Below are 15681 nucleotides of genomic sequence, written 5' to 3'. Positions count from 1 at the left end.
GCCCATTTCCTGTTCGTCAAGGTGAAAAGCCTATTATTTCCTGAATGTACACAAAAAATCCCGCAATCAACAATAGTTGATAACGGGCATGTCTATACAGATATCAGCTGGGTTATACCCATTCAACGGCTTCCAGTACTTCTGCTTCGTATCCAGCCAAAGCTCATCACGTGCTGCTTCAACCAGCTGCATTATTCAATCAAACCATTGCTTATGCTTGTCAAAAAACCGCTGGAAAAACCGTACATTGTCCAGCTCATACCATTCGGCTGTTTGCAGCGGATTAGCGTCCAGGTTATAGATTTTGGCCTGCAGCGTGCCCAACATAAAAGGAGAATGTGTAGCAATAATAAACTGACAGTCGAAATAACGGGCCAGCTCATTGATTTGTTCGGCCAGCTTGATCTGATTGGCGGGAGAAAGGGATGTTTCCGGCTCATCCAGCAGATACAATTGGCCGGGCAGCAGATATTCCTCAAAAAACTGCATGGAGGTTTCGCCGTTTGAGTATTTTTCCTGGGAGAATTGGATGTTCTTCACCTTCTGCCGGAAAGCATACGAATCCTCATATTTCTCCGCCTCCGTCTTGCTCATCCCGTTCTTCTTCTGCTCATGCATTAACCCTTCGCGCAGCACAGAGGCCTGCTGTATCTTCTTGATCTCATACAGAATATCCTCGGATTTCATATACCGGCTTCCTTCCGGAAGCTGCTGCAATTCCCGCTCCTGCTTGTCAGAACCAAGCTGACAGCTGCTCAAATCAAGGAACTGCTTAACAAACAGGCTGAAGCCGTAGCTTGTCATCGGCTCCGCCCCCGAAATTCCCAGCTTGTTGGCAATGATGTTAAGCAGAGTGGATTTACCGCTGCCGTTATTACCGTACAGAACTGTTATCCGGTCAAACAATAGCACCTCCCCGGCCTTATGCTTAAAGACATGATCAGGGTAGATGTTAGGATTTCGGCTGATATGATCAGATAGCTTGAAGCTCCTCAGATAGATCATGGGTGCACTCCTTTTGCATGTTGAATCAGCTCACGGTCCTATCATGTTTTCCGAATCCGCTCTCACAGGTGATATCTGTTTGAAGGAGCCCGTAGAGCGTTTGTTTGGCATTCTCCAGATTAAGCTGGGCTGCTTCTATCTCTGCTATTTTTTCTTTAATAATGCGTGCCTGCTCTTCCTTTGATATTCCCTTTAACGAGATCATAGATTTAATGTCGCTGATCGTAAATCCGACCGCTAAACAATTCTTCACAACCTGCAGATAGTCAATAATGTCGGAAGTATAATTGCGGTAATTGTTCTGTTCCCGCAATAGGTACTCCTCCGTGATGATACCCATCTTCTCATAATAACGGATAGTGGATATGGGCAGGTCAATCCTTTTTGCCACTTCACTTATTTTCATGAAATCACCTCATGTTTAACTCTTGCTATAAAGTATACTTCATAGTTTACAATCCTTCTAGTGAGCAGCAGTAACATTCGAATACCTCACAAATACTATCCTGAAGGAGCCTGTTTACATGAATACAATCACTGGGAAATACCGTAAAACAAATGATTTCAATGAAATCGTCCTGGAGCGCCGGTCCGTTAAAGTCTATGACACCGAAGTGAAAATCAGCCGGGAGGAGATGAGCGAAATACTTGCGGAAGCATCCCGTGCTCCTTCCGCAATTAACATGCAGCCATGGCGTTTTCTTGTCATTGACACACCTGAAGGTAAAGAGAAGCTTGCACCGCTGGCCTCCTTTAACCAGACACAAGCGCTGACTTCCTCCGCGGTAATTGCAGTATTTTATGATGCTAACAATACCGAATTCATTGATGACATCTTCGGCAAATCCGTTGAGCTTGGATATATGCCTCAGGAAGTTATGGATATGCAGCTGCAGCAAGTGAAGCCTTATTATGCCAGCATGTCTGCAGCCGAACTGCGTGATGTGAACCTCATTGATACTGGACTGGACTAATCTCGATGCAGCTAATGCTTGTTGCCCGCGCTCACGGTTATGATACGAACGCTATGGCTGGTTATGCCAAGGAAGAGATTGCTGAAGCGTTTGGCCTGGACAAGGCGCGCTATCAGCCGGTAATGCTAATCTCAATTGGCAAAGCAGCCAAAGCTGGCTATCCGTCCTACCGTTTGCCGGTTGATACTATTACAACCTGGGCATAATTAGCAGGCGTGGCCTAAATAGAAAGAGGGTGTCTCAACAGCCATGAAATGGCTTATTGAGACACCCCCTTATTAATAATGATAAAATCACTCTGCCGGCGCAGCAGACATCTGTTCACTTTTTACAGCTGCTCTGGAGGAAGTTCTAAGGAACAGTGAAGCCAGCAGCCCCAATAGAAGAATCGAACCCAGTATCTCAAAGGATAGCAGATAATTCCCTGTCTTTAACAGCTTCAATGCTATCATAGGTCCTGTGCTCGCGCCAAGAAACAGAATAAAGGCATTGAACGAAATCGCAGAGCCTCTGGCCTGTCCCCCCAGCTGGCTGACTATCGAAATGATTACGGGAGTGACCAGGGCAATACCCGCTACAAATCCAACGCTCATGAGTATAATCACCGGAAGATTTGCACTAAAACCTAATGCAAGCAGTCCGGTCGCCGCTAATGCTAATCCGCCCCGCAGGACAGCCGCTGCCCCCAGTTTCTGAGCGATTCGTCCGGCAAACGGAGATAGCAGCATGCCGGCAATTCCGGCTGCACGGATACACAGGATTTGCTGCGGCAAAAGGCCGAACTTTGGAGAGCTTAAATAGCTTCCCAGCACAGTGTACATGCCTACTAATGATAATAGAAGGACAAAGGTTACGCTAAAAGCCAGCAGCAGCTGCGGTTGCTTCAGCAGGCCTGTCATCTGTTTGAATTTTAGAAGAACATGCTCTTTCGGCCGGTGTAATTCGTCTTTGGGCAGGAGCATGATGACAATAATTGCCGTGATTCCGTACACAATCCCCTGAATAAAGAAAATAGCATGCCAGCCCAGCCCTTCATTAACGATTCCGCTAAAGACCTGGCCTACAATCCCTGCCATTAACAGTCCCGAGCTGATGAAGCCAACCGCAGTCAGCCTTTTGTGCGGAGGGAACATCTCTCCGGCATATACAAGTGAAATCGGGGCAAAGGCGGCAGCGATAAGACCCTGCACTCCTCTGAGGACAATAAGCCAGAAAAAGCTGTCTACAAATCCGATTGTTATTGTAATGATAGTAAGCCCGATAATACTGGCAACCAGGAAGATTTTGCGTCCGTAGCGATCTGAGAATGGCCCGTATAACAGACATCCCAGTGCATAACAGAGTGAGAATGCGCTGCCGATCCAGGCAGCCTGACTCACACTGATCTGAAACGCCTGCGCAAACACGTCCGAGAGCGGAATGGTTATATACATACTGGTCATAATGACCAGACCGCACCAGAATAAGATGAGAGTCATTAAGGAATAGCTTGTGTTGCCGTGCGGCAGGTCTGTGTTCTGATTCATTTTGAGAAGATCCTCCAGGTACAGGTTAATTTGAGATGGTAATGCCTTGCATAACATGATTTAGCAAATCGTCGATGTATGCCTCATCCGGAAGCTTTTTATAGATGAGAATTTGAAAGTAGACAGATCCGTACAGTAAGTCCAGTACGATATCCATGGTAATGTTAGAATGGATCTCGCCTTTGTCGATTGCAGCTTGGAGTGCCTGTTTTGCATTGTTTCTTTTGATGATTATATAGGAGCTGTAAAAATCTTTAGCTATGTCCTCATTCTCGGTAACAATTGTAAGTGTTGACTTCCCGATCCTGCTGCCGAGTATACGGGTCAAGGTGGCCAGCTGCAGTTTGAAATTATCCTTAATAGGCTTGCTGTGGTCAAACTCAAACTCCGATTCGACAGTCATCAGAAAAGCATCCAGCACCAGCTGGGCCTTACTGTTCCACCATCTGTATATCGTTGCTTTGCCAACTCCGGCTTGTGAGGCAACCGCCTCTACCGTTAAGGAGGAATAGCTGCTTGTTTCCAGCAGTACTATCGTTGCTTCGAGGATTTGCTTTTTACTGCGGGCTTCTTTGTGCTGTTTCATATTCATCTTCCATTCCCCCTTCTTTATCGAAACGATACGTATCGTATCATTATCCGATAAAAATTCATTTTTGTAAATTTAAAAGTTTAATCAAATGAAAAAAACGGATAATCTGCCTTTGAGTAAGGAAGACATCCGTTTTGGGGATATTGATATTAATTAACTATATTAATATTTAATCATCTTATAATACCCGATCCACAGGCAAAAGCTCCAACCGTTACCGGAAGTACACCGCGGGTAAAGCTTTGTCCGGCCAGTACCTTGGCTACAGACTGCATCGCCAGAGGTTTATTCTCATAAGAAGCAAGATAGGTGCGTATACCGGATACAGCGGTAAAATCATAAGGGTTACGCACAGCCACAACGACAAGCCTGCATCCTGTCCGCGCCGTAAGCTCCTGCAGAATCTGGCGTTGACCGGGCGAAAAATCGGCGTTGTAGGTTGCTGCCACAATCTGAGTAAAAGAGCGGCTCTCCTCCAACACCAAGTCGATCTCCGCAGCTGTAGGGTCAACGTCAATAATCCGTTCGGTGACCCCGTCATAATAAGGCTTCAGTGCCTTTCCGAGAGTCATTTCCTCCTGCAGTGCTTCTACTACCTCATGATTGACCCGGACCTCAGGCCAAATGACATAGATGCCTTCGTGTTCCGCCAGCGGAAGCTGTCCGTCGTCACATAATAAGGTAATGCTCTGTTCGCTGAGGGCACGGGCTGCTTCATGCGATGCTTCGGAAGCCAGCTGCTGCTGTATGGCCGGGAAGGCTTGCGGCTCTGCTCCGGTAATTCCCCGTTTAGCCTTAAGGCTTGCCAGCCGCTGTACGGATGCATCGATTCTGGCCTCGGAAATCTCTCCGCGGATAACAGCCTCGGTTACAGCCTCTATCGCCTCAACCTGCCAGCTATACGTATGGCTGACTAGGATCAGATCGGCCCCGGCTTTCACCGCCTGCACGGCTCCCGGTCCCACACCGACGGTCTGTGAGATCGCGTTCATCTCCAGACAGTCGGTAACGATTACACCGTCGAAGTTCAGCTCCCTGCGCAGCAGCCCGGTCAGAATATTCTCAGACAGGGTCGCCGGGATCACGTCATCCTCATAAGCCTTAAATACAACATGAGCAGTCATGACAGCATCGACCCCGGATTCTATAATCCGCTGAAACGGCAGCAATTCAACCTCCGCCAGCCTTTCGCGGTTATGGCTGATTGACGGAAGGGCCAGGTGCGAATCCGTATCCGTATCTCCGTGGCCGGGAAAATGCTTAATCGTTGCCGCTACGCCCTCTTTCTGATAGCCGGCAACGGCTGCGCTTCCCATCTCACTGACCAGCAGCGGTGATTCACCATAGGAACGTACGCCTATAACCGGATTGGCCGGATTGTTGTTCACATCGACACAAGGCGCAAAGTTCATATTAATCCCCAGGTGGCGCAGCTCGGCCCCGGCAATTGCCGCAGCCTGCCGGACCCCTTCCGCATTGCGGGTCGCCCCCAGTGCCATATTGCCCGGCATCAGTGTAACACCTTCCTCAATCCGGGCAACCATGCCCCCTTCCTGATCGATCGCGATCAGCAGGGGCTCGGCTGCAGCCCGCTGCAGCGCGGCTGAACAGGCGTACACTTGCTCAGCCGTTCCGATATTGCGCCGGAAATAGATAATGCCCCCGATATGATAATCCTGAATCAGTGTCAAAATATCCTTGTTTGGAGAGGTGTCCATGAATCCGCACATGAACATCTGTCCGACCTTATGGCGCAGACGAAGATTGTGGTCCGTTCCAGTATCCATTATTGAGCTACAGCTCCTTTTGCTTTTGGGTTATAGTGTTGTTCTTCCGGTTGTCAGGACCTCTGCCAGCGACTCCAGCGAATAAACGGAGGTTCCGCAGACCAGGATGACAGATGCTGCAGACGGCAGCCGTTCTGCGTCATAGGGATTACGGAGAACGGCGGTAATCAGCGGCTTCTCGCGGCTAATGGCTTCGGCCAAATCCAGCTGTCCGCGGAACATATGGGCGTTCCAAGTACCCATAATAACTGCGTCACATTCCTCAAGCCCGGCTAAGATATCGTTAATCATACCGGAAGCAGGATTGTTCGCAATATACTGTACTGAAAGATTAATTCCCCGCTCTCCCAGAAGCGCCCCCAGCTCAAGAGCCTTGCTGTCGGTATTATCCGCGAGGGTCAGCCTCTCCGGCTGCGGCAGCAGCAGCAGGTACCGCAGCTCCGCAGATAACGGCAGCAGCTGACGGGGATCACGCTGCAGCTTCAATGTTGAGCGGGTCAGCTCAGCTGTCCTGCTGTCCCACTCGGCACGCGGCACCGGAGACGCGTGCCGGCTGTGCAGCAGCATCCGCTCCTGAAGCCGGTTAATCCGCTGCAGGGATTCATCAATTCTGGCCTCCGTTATCCGGCCATCGCGGACCGCCTGAGCAATGCCCCGGATGACGCGATCCTGGAATTCAGGCGTATGACACATCAGAATCATGTCATTGCCGGCAGTCACTGCCAGCTCACCGATCAGCTCCGGCTCATAAGTATTGCGGATAGCCCCCATTTCGACATCATCCGTGCAAATGACACCTTGGTAACCCAGCTCATTACGAAGCAGATCTGTAACAAAGTAAGGACTTAGTGAGGCCGGGAGGCCTTCGGCTTGCGGGATTTCCGGGAAGACGATATGCGCCATCATGATCGCATCACACCCGGCATCTATAGCAGCTGCGAACGGGATTACAGGTCCGATCATCAGCTTCTCTAATGACAGCCCGCATACAGGCAGCTCAATATGTGAATCACCATCCACCTGCCCGTGGCCGGGAAAATGCTTGGCAGTGACGGCAACGCCTGCTTCATGCATCCCCTTGATAAAAGCGGCGCCAAGCTTCGCTACTACAGCCGGCTCTTCACCATAAGACCGGACACCGACTACGGGATTCAAGATGTTCGTATTTACATCAAGCACCGGTGCCCAGCTCATCGGGATGCCCAGTGCAGCCAGCTGGCTGCCGATAAGCTTTCCCTGCAGAAAGGCGGCTGCGGGATCTCCGGTCAGGCCAACCGCCCGGTTGCCCGGCACATGCGGGAATATCCTCTTCAGATTAGCCAGGCTCCCTCCCTCTTCATCAATGGAGAGGAGGTATGGTGAGGTGAAGCCGAGCCAGTCTGCCGCAGCCGTTACACCGTGGACCAGCCTGCGAAGCTGATATTCGTTGTCTATATTGTGCGGAAACAACCCAAGACCGCCTGAAGGCAAGACCCCAAGCCGCTCATCGAATGCTGAATCCGCTGCCTTAGCAGGCAGCCCGGTTACACACATCCGGGCAATTTGGTGTTCCAGGTTCATATTGAGAACCCTGGCAGATAAGCTTTGTTCTGCTCCAGCATCTCATCCAGCATCGCTTCTGCGTCATTGGCTGAAGGAACGAGCGGATGATGGGCAAGGGCGAGCAAGGCGGTAGCGCGGCTGCCGGTTACAGCAGCTTCAATTGCCAGTCCTTCATAGGTTTTGACCGCATGAATCAGGCCTTTGGCCGCTTCCGGCACAACAGCCACCGGCATGGCGACAGGTCCGTCCTTATGCACTTTGCAATTGACCTCAATGCAGGCATCGTCCGGAAGGAACCCGAGAATGCCTTGATTAGGAACATTCAGAGTCTGAATATCGCCGGAATCATTATATAGTGAATTCATCAGCCGGACTGCGGCTTCGGAGTAATAGGCTCCTCCGCGCTGCTCCAGCTGCTTCGGCTTTTCGGCCAGCTCCTCGTCCTTATACAGCTCGAACAGCTCATCCTCCAGGCGCTGTACCGTTTCCGCCCGCGTCTCCCCTTTGGCTGCAGCTGCCTGCTGCTCCGCCAGAATCTCACGGTGCAGATAGAAGTATTTCAGGTAATAGGAAGGAATCGCCTTAAGCGCTGACAGCAGCGTCGCATTCCAGTCATACTGCGGAACATTACGGGCAGAATATCCGTCCCGGTTCGCCAGCAGCTCTGGCAGCTTGGATTCACCGTCAATGGTAATGGTACTGATCCAGTGCAGGTGATTCAGGCCGGCAAATTCACAGTAAATCCGTTCGGCCGGTACCTGATACAGCTCAGACAGCCATTTGTAGGCGGCGATCGGAGAATTACACAGCCCGATGGATTTGATGCTTGAATGCTTATGAATAGCCTCGGTTACCATGCCCGCAGGATTTGTAAAGTTCAGCAGCCATGCATCCGGGCAGAGCTCCTCCATATCTCTCGCGACCTCCAGCAGCACCGGTATCGTGCGCAGCGCCTTCATCATGCCTCCCGGACCTGTAGTTTCCTGTCCAATCATCCCGTACTTGAGCGGGATCGTCTCATCCCAGCCGCGGGCTTCCAGTCTGCCGACACGCATCTGGGTGGTGACAAAGCTGGCATCTGCCAGTGCAGAGCGCCGGTCAAGCGTAAGGCTAAGCTCAATCGGCAGCCCGGACCGGGCAATCATCCGCTTGGCAAGCTGTCCGACGATGGACAGCTTGTGGAATCCTTCCTGTATATCTACGAGTACGATTTCTGTTACCGGAAAAGTAGAGTAGTTCAGGATGAACCCTTCAATCAGCTCCGGAGTATAGGAGGAGCCGCCCCCGATAACTGCTACCTTCAGTCTTTGATCCATACTGCATTCGCCGCCTTTACGGATAAGGTTTGTTGTAATTGTTCATAGACGTCTTCTGCCACCTGAATTCCGGATTTCTCCATAGCCAGCAGCAGCGCTCCGGCTACAGGCTCTTGTTCAAGCTTTTGCAGGGTACAGCCCGGAGCGGCAGCTGACACTACCTCTGAAATATAAGGGGCAACATACCGGCTCTCGCCACGGGTTAGAATACTGCCGGCCAGCACCAGATCGAAGACATCCTGCTGCATGCCAAGCCTCCGGATCACTGCACCGGCTGCATTACCCAGCTCTCTGCCCTGCCGCTGCAGAATTTCACGGGCTGTTTCATCCTCGGCGGCAACCTCAAAGAGCAGCTTGGCGATTTCGTGCGGCACACGCAGGCCGTGGTCAAGGTAATAGTGAAACATCTCAGCTTCGGAAGCGTACCCCAGCTTACTGAGAATCGCCTGGGTCAGCCGGGTTGGCCGCCCCCTGCCCTCCCACGCGCGGATTACAGCGCGGAAGGCTTCCACCGCCAGATCCGCACCGCCGCCGAAATCGCCGAAGGTATAGCCAAAGCCGCCTACCTGCAGCTCCTGCCCGCTGCGGTTCATTCCGTAGCAATTGGTTCCGGTACCGCAGATGACCACTACACCATAAGATTTGCGGGTCCCTGCCCTTAGGCCGATTACTGTATCACATAATATGTCATGCGGCTCCATACCTATCCGGGCAATCATCGGGCGCAGAATCCTGAAGTCAGCTTCCCGGTCAGCACCCGCCAGTCCGAACACCGAATAGGTGATTTGCTCCTTGCTGAGCCCCGCCTGCTGCAGAGCTTCCTCCACCGCCTCCCGGATGTTGATTTCGGCCCTTTCGGCCCCTGTCTGATGGTTGCCGCATCCGCTTGCGCCGCGTCCCACTATCCGGCCCGCGGCGTCGGATATGACGGCCAGTGTTTTGCTGCCTCCGCCGTCAATGCCCAAGTAATAGTTCAAGGTCTCCCGCTCCTGTATGTCAGTTTCATTTGCCCAGCTTGCTCAGGTTCTCCTGCCATTTCTCCGTCTTGAATTTCAGAAGCTCACTGTATCCGACCTGCTGTGCATCTGCCTCAGCCTTATCCAAGATTGCCAGCACTTCAGCTTCGCTTTTGGCGTTGAGCACAGCCTGAGCTCTGGCTTTCTCGTAGATTTCGCCTACGCTTTGCGAGATGATCCCTTCCTGGGAATCGCCTGCCGGAGCCAGGTTTACGTATTCGGTCGTATCAAACTGTGTCTTCCAGGTAATTTCGGACTGCCATTTGGTTTCCCAGCTCTTCTGGTCTTCCGGCAGTGCCGATTCAAACTTCATCTTCGAATTATCCACGTATACTGTATTGCCGTTCCATTGCAGATTGACCGTAGCATTCATCAGCTCATCACGGCCTTTGGTATCCGTTGTGAAGGCTTCTGTGAACAGCGGTGCCCCTTCTTCATCTGTTCCGTCCCAGTACTTGCCCTCAGGTCCCCACATAATAATCCGCTGGCCTTCAGGTCCGGTGAACCAGTCCAGAAAAGCGAAGACGGCTTCCGGATCCTTGGCAGCTGAGGTAATGACACTCACATTCCAGCCAAGCTGATTGTATGCTCCGGGGAAAATCTTGTTTTTATCCAGACCCGCCTTATGAATAGGCCAGACCATGATGTAGCCGGCTTCCGGGTCCTGCTCCTTCAGCAGCGAATTGCCGATTGCACCGTATTCAGTCGGACTGGAAGCGGCGTATACCGCAATGTTGCCTGTAATAATCTTCTGCTCCACCTGTTCAAGATTCTGAGTGAATGCATCCTGGCTGATCAGCTTATCCCGGTACATCTGATTCGCATACACCAGCGAAGAACGGAATGCATCATCCTTAAACACTGAGGTCATTTCATTGCCGTTCGGAATGGCCATCATGCTGAGGGCACTGAATACATAAGGACGGTTCTCGGCAAATGCGGACGACAGGACATCGATGCCTTCCGCGCCTTGTCCTACCTCAAACGGAACGACATCCGGGTATTTCTCTTTAACCAGCTTCAGATAAGCATAGAGATCGTCTGTAGTCTCAAGCGGCGGAATGCCCAGCCCGTTATAGATCTTTTTGTTGACCAGATAGCCGGAGTTTCCGTTCGGCTGAGTCGTATACCAGTTCGGGAACTGATAAAGCTTACCGTCGGAGGAGCGCAGCATGTCGAGCGTCTCTTCGCCTGCCCATTCCTTCAGATTCGGGTATTTGTCGAGATAATCATCAAACGGCACGAGTGCTCCGGCAGCCCGCAGCTGCTCAACATCTGCACCGCGTTCCATCCAGATCACATCGGGAAGCTCGCCGGATACGATCATCGTGCTGAGCTTTTGCTTGGCATTGCCTCCCGAGCTGACCGGCACGACATTCACCTGCTTATTATCCTTAATCCATTTGGAGGAGAGGTCCTCGCCCCAGTTAGGCATTGTATACCAGTCATAATGGCCGTAGAAGGAGAATTCCAGCGGCTGCTCACCAAGCACATATCCCCCGCCTTCAGCTGCATCCGGACTGTTGCTGTTTGCTGTATTTGCAGAATTAGAAGGACTGTTATTGCCGCCTGTACAGCCTGTTAAACCGATCATAAGACTAAGAACAGCCGCCAAAGCGGACACCTTTGTTTTGCCTGAGATCATTGGTTAATTCCCCCTTGAGTTCCTTTATTCTTTTAGTGAACCGACCATAACGCCCTTAACGAAATACTTCTGCAAAAAAGGATACACGCACAAAATCGGGATCGTAGCCACCATCATGGTAGCCATGGACAGGGATTTGGTTGTGACGGCGCGCATTTTATTCATCCGCCCCTGTGCGGCTGCATCCAGCTGGGCCATCTGCTCGGACATGATGTTGGAGTTCAGGATCTGCTGCAGCTTGGTCTGAATCGGCATTAAATCGACATTGCTGAGGTAGATGCTTGGCGTAAACCAGTCATTCCAGTGATAGACCGCAGTGAACAGGGATAAGGTCGCAATGACCGGACCTGACAGCGGAAGTACAATGCGCATCAACACTCCCCAATTGGAGCAGCCGTCAATTCTTGCAGACTCCTCCAGTCCTGCCGGTATGCCTTTGAAGAAGGTCCGGAAAATAATCATGTTCCAGACGCTGATCAGGCCCGGGATGACCATAACCCAGAAGGAGTTGAACATGCCCAGCTCGCGGATCAGCAGAAAGCTCGGAATCAGCCCGCCGCTGAAATACATGGTGATGATGCAGAAAACCATATAAAATCTGCGCCCCATCAGCTCTGATTTACTCATGCCGTAAGCGAATACCGCTGTGGCGGCAATGGCAGCAAAGGTACCGATTACAGTCCGCAATACAGAGATCACGAAGCCGTTAATCAGGCGGCTGTCCTGGAATACCACCGAATAGTTCTCCAGTGAGAATTGTCTCGGCCAAAATGTGACTCCGCCGCGCATAGTATCAGTTCCGTTGTTAAATGAAATAACACCGGCGTTCCAGAACGGATAAAAGGACAGAAAGGCTAATATTGCCAGTAGAATGTATATAACCGTTACAAGAACCCGGTCTCCGGCTGACAGCTTCATCTACAACTGCCCCCTTTCATGCTTCACCATAGGCTGTTTCCGGATTTGCGTGCGGCATAGTTGGCCCCGACCAGGAGGAATACCCCGATCAGTGATTTGAACAGGCCGGCTGCCGTAGCATAAGAATAACGGTTGTTCTGAATACCGATCCGGTATACATAGGTGTCCAGCACGTCGCCGACATCGCGCAGCACGGGATTGGAGCCGAGGAGCAGGATGTCTTCAAAGCCTGCGCTGAGCAGATTGCCGATTGCAAGAATCAGAAAGACAATAATGACCGGCAAAATGGACGGCAGTGTGATGGCAAACATCTGTCTCAGCTTGCTGGCACCGTCAATGGAAGCCGCCTCATGCATGTTCGGATCAATTCCGGCAATGGCTGCGAGGTAGACGATGGAGGAGAAGCCGATTTCCTTCCAGACTCCTGTTGTGACAAGGATGGTCCAGAAATATTCCGGCAGCGACAGGAAGTTAACCGGGTCCTTGATCAGGTTCAGCTGCTGGAGCAGCATGTTCACGCTGCCGTTCTCTGTGGAGAGCATGGACATTACGAAGCCGGAGACAATGACCCAGGACAGGAAATGCGGGAGATAGCTGATCGTCTGCACGGTTCTTTTGAACACCCGGCTGCGTACCTCATTCAGCATCAGCGCCAGCAGAATCGGTGCCGGGAAGCCGACCAGCAGCTTGAGCAGGCTGATTACAATCGTATTGCGCATGATCGTCCAGAATTCAGGTGCGGCAAAAAACATCTCAAAATGCTTGAGGCCCACCCAAGGACTGCCTCCAAACCCCTTGAACAGATTGTAATCCTGAAAAGCCATCAGCACCCCGTACATCGGGATATAGCTGAACACGAGGATAAAGAACAGGGCCGGCAGCACCATCAGCTGAAGATCCCACTGCCGGGCAAAACGTTTGAGTGCATTTGGCTTCCGGAGCGCTTCCTTTGTCTCCATGTGATAGGCGATTTTCTGCATTTTAACCTCCTTTTCCATTTACTTCTTGTTAATCCTGATAACTTATGTTGTTATATTTACTGACCTCATCATAACTCTATTCTGTTTCGGGCACTCCGCCTAATCGCTCGAATACTGATACTATCTTACTGTCGATGGCGGTTGTTTGGGTGCGGACGTTACGCGGCTCCATACCGATGTGGCGTTTGAACAGCCGGTTGAAGTTGGATAAGGTGCGGAATCCGCATTCCATGGCGATGTCGAGGATTTTGCGGTCTGTGGTCTGCAGCAGGGTGTAGGCATTCTCCAGACGCAGCTGGATCAGATAGAGCAGCGGGGACATGCCTGCCGTACGGCGGAAGATATCGCTGAAGCGCGAAGGGCTTAAATAGACGAGGGAGGATAGCTCTTCAAGCGTCCAGGGATAAGCCGGCTGCTCCTCCATGACGCGGGTGACGTGCCAGACTTTCTCAAGCTGGGTGGTGGTCACGGTGGATTTGCTCGGCTGCAAGTCGTCTGTGCGGAAATACCGGTTGATATATACGAAGAATTGCAGCAGCTGGGCGTAGACGATGGAGGTGTAGGACTGATGTTCTGCTTCATGCTCCACCTGCATATCCAGCAGCAGCGCGCGAAGAATACCGATATGCTTATTCTCGCGGTCCAGCAGATTGCTGAAATGCAGTCCCATTTCCTTGAACGGAGCCAGTATATCCGGATCACAGCGCACCAACCCCAAAAACCAGGACGCATCGAAGGTAATGACCTGCATGATCAGATTCCCTGTCTCATAGGCACAGTGCAGATCATTGGAGTTAATCAGCAAAATATCCCCTTCCCGGAAATCATACCGCTCCCCGTTAATCATGTAATACCCTGTACCGGACTTGATCATATTGATCTCCAGCGCATCATGGGCATGCAGTCTTTGATAAGTTGAAGTGACGCCGATGGTATCACCCAGAATAACCGGATATTGCCTGGAAAATACAACCTTTTCCCTGAGGCTGTTATGACCGCGCGTTTGCATAGGCTGCCCCTCCTCTGTATGATTGCATAATGGGTATGGAACCGGTGAAAGCTCACTGTATCTTGCTGGAAAAAAGTCGGAATCAGCTTATATTCATCCTAGTTGAACACCTTTTATGTGTCAATAATAGTTACATCGTATTATCCATTGTCTGAGAAGCTTTGCATACCTCCTTCGGGCCAGTCCGGTCAACACCAAAAGAACACCCCCGGCAGTCTCCCTGCTCTAAGACAGAGCGGAAAGCTGCGGGGGTGTTCTAATACCTTCCTGTCTAACCGTAACATTATGAAGCAGTTAGCCTGCTATAATTAAGCCTGCTCCATCGTGCTGATGTCAATTACGAACCGGTAACGGACGTCTGAAGCCAACACACGCTCCCATGCTTCGTCAATCTGGCTTGCAGCAATGACCTCGATCTCGGAGGCGATATTGTGCTCGGCACAGAAATCGAGCATTTCCTGCGTCTCACGGATGCCGCCGATCATAGAACCGGCGAATGTGCGGCGCTGGCCAATCAGTGAGAATACGTTGACAGCCAGCGGATCTGCCGGCGCACCGACATTGACTAGTGTACCGTCCAGCGCCAGAAGTGACAGGTAAGCATCGATGTTAATCTGTGCACTTACGGTATTAATGATCAGATCAAAGGAGCCCGCGAGCTGTTTGAAGGTCTCCGGATCGCTTGTAGCGTAATAGTGGTCTGCGCCCAGCTGCAGCCCGTCTTCTTTTTTCTTCAGGGATTGTGAAAGTACGGTAACCTCGGCGCCCATAGCGTGTGCAATCTTCACAGCCATATGGCCCAGTCCGCCCAGACCTACTACAGCTACCTTTTTGCCGGGACCTGCTTCCCAGTGGTGCAGCGGTGAGTAGGTGGTGATTCCGGCACACAGCAGCGGTGCGGCGGCATCCAGCGGAATGTTGTCCGGAATGCGGACTACAAAGCTTTCGGTCACAACGATGTGCGTGGAGTATCCGCCTTGGGTATAGTGTCCATGGCGGTCAGTAGATCCGTAGGTGCCTGTATTCCCGTGAAGACAATATTGCTCTTCCCCTTTATGGCAGCTGCTGCACTCTCCGCAGGAGTCCACCATACAGCCAACCCCTACACGGTCGCCGACTGCGTACTTGGTTACCTCTGCTCCGACCTGGCTGACAATCCCGGCAATTTCATGCCCTGGAACAAGCGGATATTTGACAGGTCCCCATTCACCGCGGGCGGTATGGATGTCAGAGTGGCAGATACCTGCATATTTAATCTCAATAAGGACATCGTGCGGCTGAAGCTCCCGGCGCTCGATGGTAGTCAGCTTAAACGGGCCCTCCGGATTAAATGTAGCGCGTGCATTAACTTGAATCATAAGTGTAAGCCCT

At 51.5% G+C, this 15681-nt stretch carries 13 protein-coding genes and 1 pseudogene; 1 reads left to right on the top strand and 13 read right to left on the bottom strand.

Annotation, left to right across the window (positions count from 1 at the left end; translation table 11 throughout):
• Positions 1-195: 195 nt before the first annotated feature.
• On the bottom strand, positions 196-1005 hold the full coding sequence (locus tag BN3772_RS28715) for an AAA family ATPase (protein ID WP_042203903.1): 810 nt from the start codon (positions 1003-1005) through the stop codon (positions 196-198).
• 25 nt (positions 1006-1030) lie between these two features.
• Positions 1031-1411 carry a helix-turn-helix domain-containing protein gene (locus BN3772_RS28710; protein WP_042203902.1) on the bottom strand — a complete coding sequence of 127 codons (381 nt, stop codon included), beginning with the start codon at positions 1409-1411 and terminating at the stop codon, positions 1031-1033.
• A gap of 118 nt (positions 1412-1529) precedes the next feature.
• Between BN3772_RS28710 and BN3772_RS28705 the strand changes: the two are divergent.
• A pseudogene (locus BN3772_RS28705) lies at positions 1530-2185 on the top strand (nitroreductase family protein).
• Positions 2186-2272: 87 nt separating this feature from the next.
• On the opposite strand, the gene BN3772_RS28700 reads toward BN3772_RS28705, so the two are convergent.
• From BN3772_RS28700 to BN3772_RS28650, 11 genes are all read right to left on the bottom strand, one after another.
• Positions 2273-3505 (bottom strand): MFS transporter, encoded by a 1233-nt coding sequence (locus BN3772_RS28700; RefSeq protein ID WP_042203901.1) that lies wholly within the window; start codon positions 3503-3505, stop codon positions 2273-2275.
• A 25-nt stretch (positions 3506-3530) separates the two neighbouring features.
• Positions 3531-4097 (bottom strand): TetR/AcrR family transcriptional regulator, encoded by a 567-nt coding sequence (locus BN3772_RS28695; RefSeq protein ID WP_042203900.1) that lies wholly within the window; start codon positions 4095-4097, stop codon positions 3531-3533.
• A 173-nt stretch (positions 4098-4270) separates the two neighbouring features.
• Entirely contained in the window at positions 4271-5884 is a 1614-nt protein-coding gene (gene nagZ / locus BN3772_RS28690; protein WP_042203899.1) for a beta-N-acetylhexosaminidase, read from the bottom strand.
• Between the two features lie 30 nt (positions 5885-5914).
• Positions 5915-7444 carry a beta-N-acetylhexosaminidase gene (gene nagZ / locus BN3772_RS28685; protein ID WP_042203898.1) on the bottom strand — a complete coding sequence of 510 codons (1530 nt, stop codon included), beginning with the start codon at positions 7442-7444 and terminating at the stop codon, positions 5915-5917.
• Entirely contained in the window at positions 7441-8742 is a 1302-nt protein-coding gene (locus BN3772_RS28680) for a 6-phospho-beta-glucosidase (RefSeq protein ID WP_042203896.1), read from the bottom strand. The genes nagZ (BN3772_RS28685) and BN3772_RS28680 overlap by 4 nt, the downstream gene beginning before the upstream one ends.
• On the bottom strand, positions 8727-9719 hold the full coding sequence (locus BN3772_RS28675; RefSeq protein ID WP_042203893.1) for an N-acetylglucosamine kinase: 993 nt from the start codon (positions 9717-9719) through the stop codon (positions 8727-8729). Before BN3772_RS28675 ends, BN3772_RS28680 begins: the two co-directional genes overlap by 16 nt.
• Positions 9720-9744: 25 nt before the next feature.
• Positions 9745-11403 (bottom strand): extracellular solute-binding protein, encoded by a 1659-nt coding sequence (locus BN3772_RS28670; RefSeq protein WP_042203892.1) that lies wholly within the window; start codon positions 11401-11403, stop codon positions 9745-9747.
• 24 nt (positions 11404-11427) lie between these two features.
• Positions 11428-12321 (bottom strand): carbohydrate ABC transporter permease, encoded by an 894-nt coding sequence (locus BN3772_RS28665; RefSeq protein WP_042203891.1) that lies wholly within the window; start codon positions 12319-12321, stop codon positions 11428-11430.
• Positions 12322-12344: 23 nt separating this feature from the next.
• Positions 12345-13301: an ABC transporter permease gene (locus BN3772_RS28660; RefSeq protein WP_042203890.1), complete on the bottom strand. Its 957-nt coding sequence runs from the start codon at positions 13299-13301 to the stop codon at positions 12345-12347.
• 76 nt (positions 13302-13377) lie between these two features.
• Positions 13378-14310 (bottom strand): AraC family transcriptional regulator, encoded by a 933-nt coding sequence (locus tag BN3772_RS28655; protein ID WP_086074815.1) that lies wholly within the window; start codon positions 14308-14310, stop codon positions 13378-13380.
• Positions 14311-14618: 308 nt separating this feature from the next.
• A complete protein-coding gene (locus BN3772_RS28650) occupies positions 14619-15668 on the bottom strand; it encodes an NAD(P)-dependent alcohol dehydrogenase (RefSeq protein WP_042203888.1) in 1050 nt (349 codons plus the stop codon).
• Positions 15669-15681: the final 13 nt, after the last annotated feature.

The organism is Paenibacillus camerounensis (assembly GCF_000723885.1).
In the GTDB taxonomy this organism is placed as follows: Bacteria; Bacillota; Bacilli; order Paenibacillales; family Paenibacillaceae; genus Paenibacillus_AQ; species Paenibacillus_AQ camerounensis.
Note: the sequence above shows the minus strand (reverse complement) of the source record. Positions and strands in the feature narration are given on the sequence as shown.

What these genes read in the sequence shown, in the direction of transcription:
- BN3772_RS28715 (WP_042203903.1), bottom strand. Translation starts at nt 1,005, where the DNA reads ATGATCTATCTGAGGAGCTTCAAGCTATCTGATCATATCAGCCGAAAT.
- BN3772_RS28710 (WP_042203902.1), bottom strand. Translation starts at nt 1,411, where the DNA reads ATGAAAATAAGTGAAGTGGCAAAAAGGATTGACCTGCCCATATCCACT.
- BN3772_RS28700 (WP_042203901.1), bottom strand. Translation starts at nt 3,505, where the DNA reads ATGAATCAGAACACAGACCTGCCGCACGGCAACACAAGCTATTCCTTA.
- BN3772_RS28695 (WP_042203900.1), bottom strand. Translation starts at nt 4,097, where the DNA reads ATGAATATGAAACAGCACAAAGAAGCCCGCAGTAAAAAGCAAATCCTC.
- nagZ (WP_042203899.1), bottom strand. Translation starts at nt 5,884, where the DNA reads ATGGATACTGGAACGGACCACAATCTTCGTCTGCGCCATAAGGTCGGA.
- nagZ (WP_042203898.1), bottom strand. Translation starts at nt 7,444, where the DNA reads ATGAACCTGGAACACCAAATTGCCCGGATGTGTGTAACCGGGCTGCCT.
- BN3772_RS28680 (WP_042203896.1), bottom strand. Translation starts at nt 8,742, where the DNA reads ATGGATCAAAGACTGAAGGTAGCAGTTATCGGGGGCGGCTCCTCCTAT.
- BN3772_RS28670 (WP_042203892.1), bottom strand. Translation starts at nt 11,403, where the DNA reads ATGATCTCAGGCAAAACAAAGGTGTCCGCTTTGGCGGCTGTTCTTAGT.
- BN3772_RS28665 (WP_042203891.1), bottom strand. Translation starts at nt 12,321, where the DNA reads ATGAAGCTGTCAGCCGGAGACCGGGTTCTTGTAACGGTTATATACATT.
- BN3772_RS28660 (WP_042203890.1), bottom strand. Translation starts at nt 13,301, where the DNA reads ATGCAGAAAATCGCCTATCACATGGAGACAAAGGAAGCGCTCCGGAAG.
- BN3772_RS28655 (WP_086074815.1), bottom strand. Translation starts at nt 14,310, where the DNA reads ATGCAAACGCGCGGTCATAACAGCCTCAGGGAAAAGGTTGTATTTTCC.
- BN3772_RS28650 (WP_042203888.1), bottom strand. Translation starts at nt 15,668, where the DNA reads ATGATTCAAGTTAATGCACGCGCTACATTTAATCCGGAGGGCCCGTTT.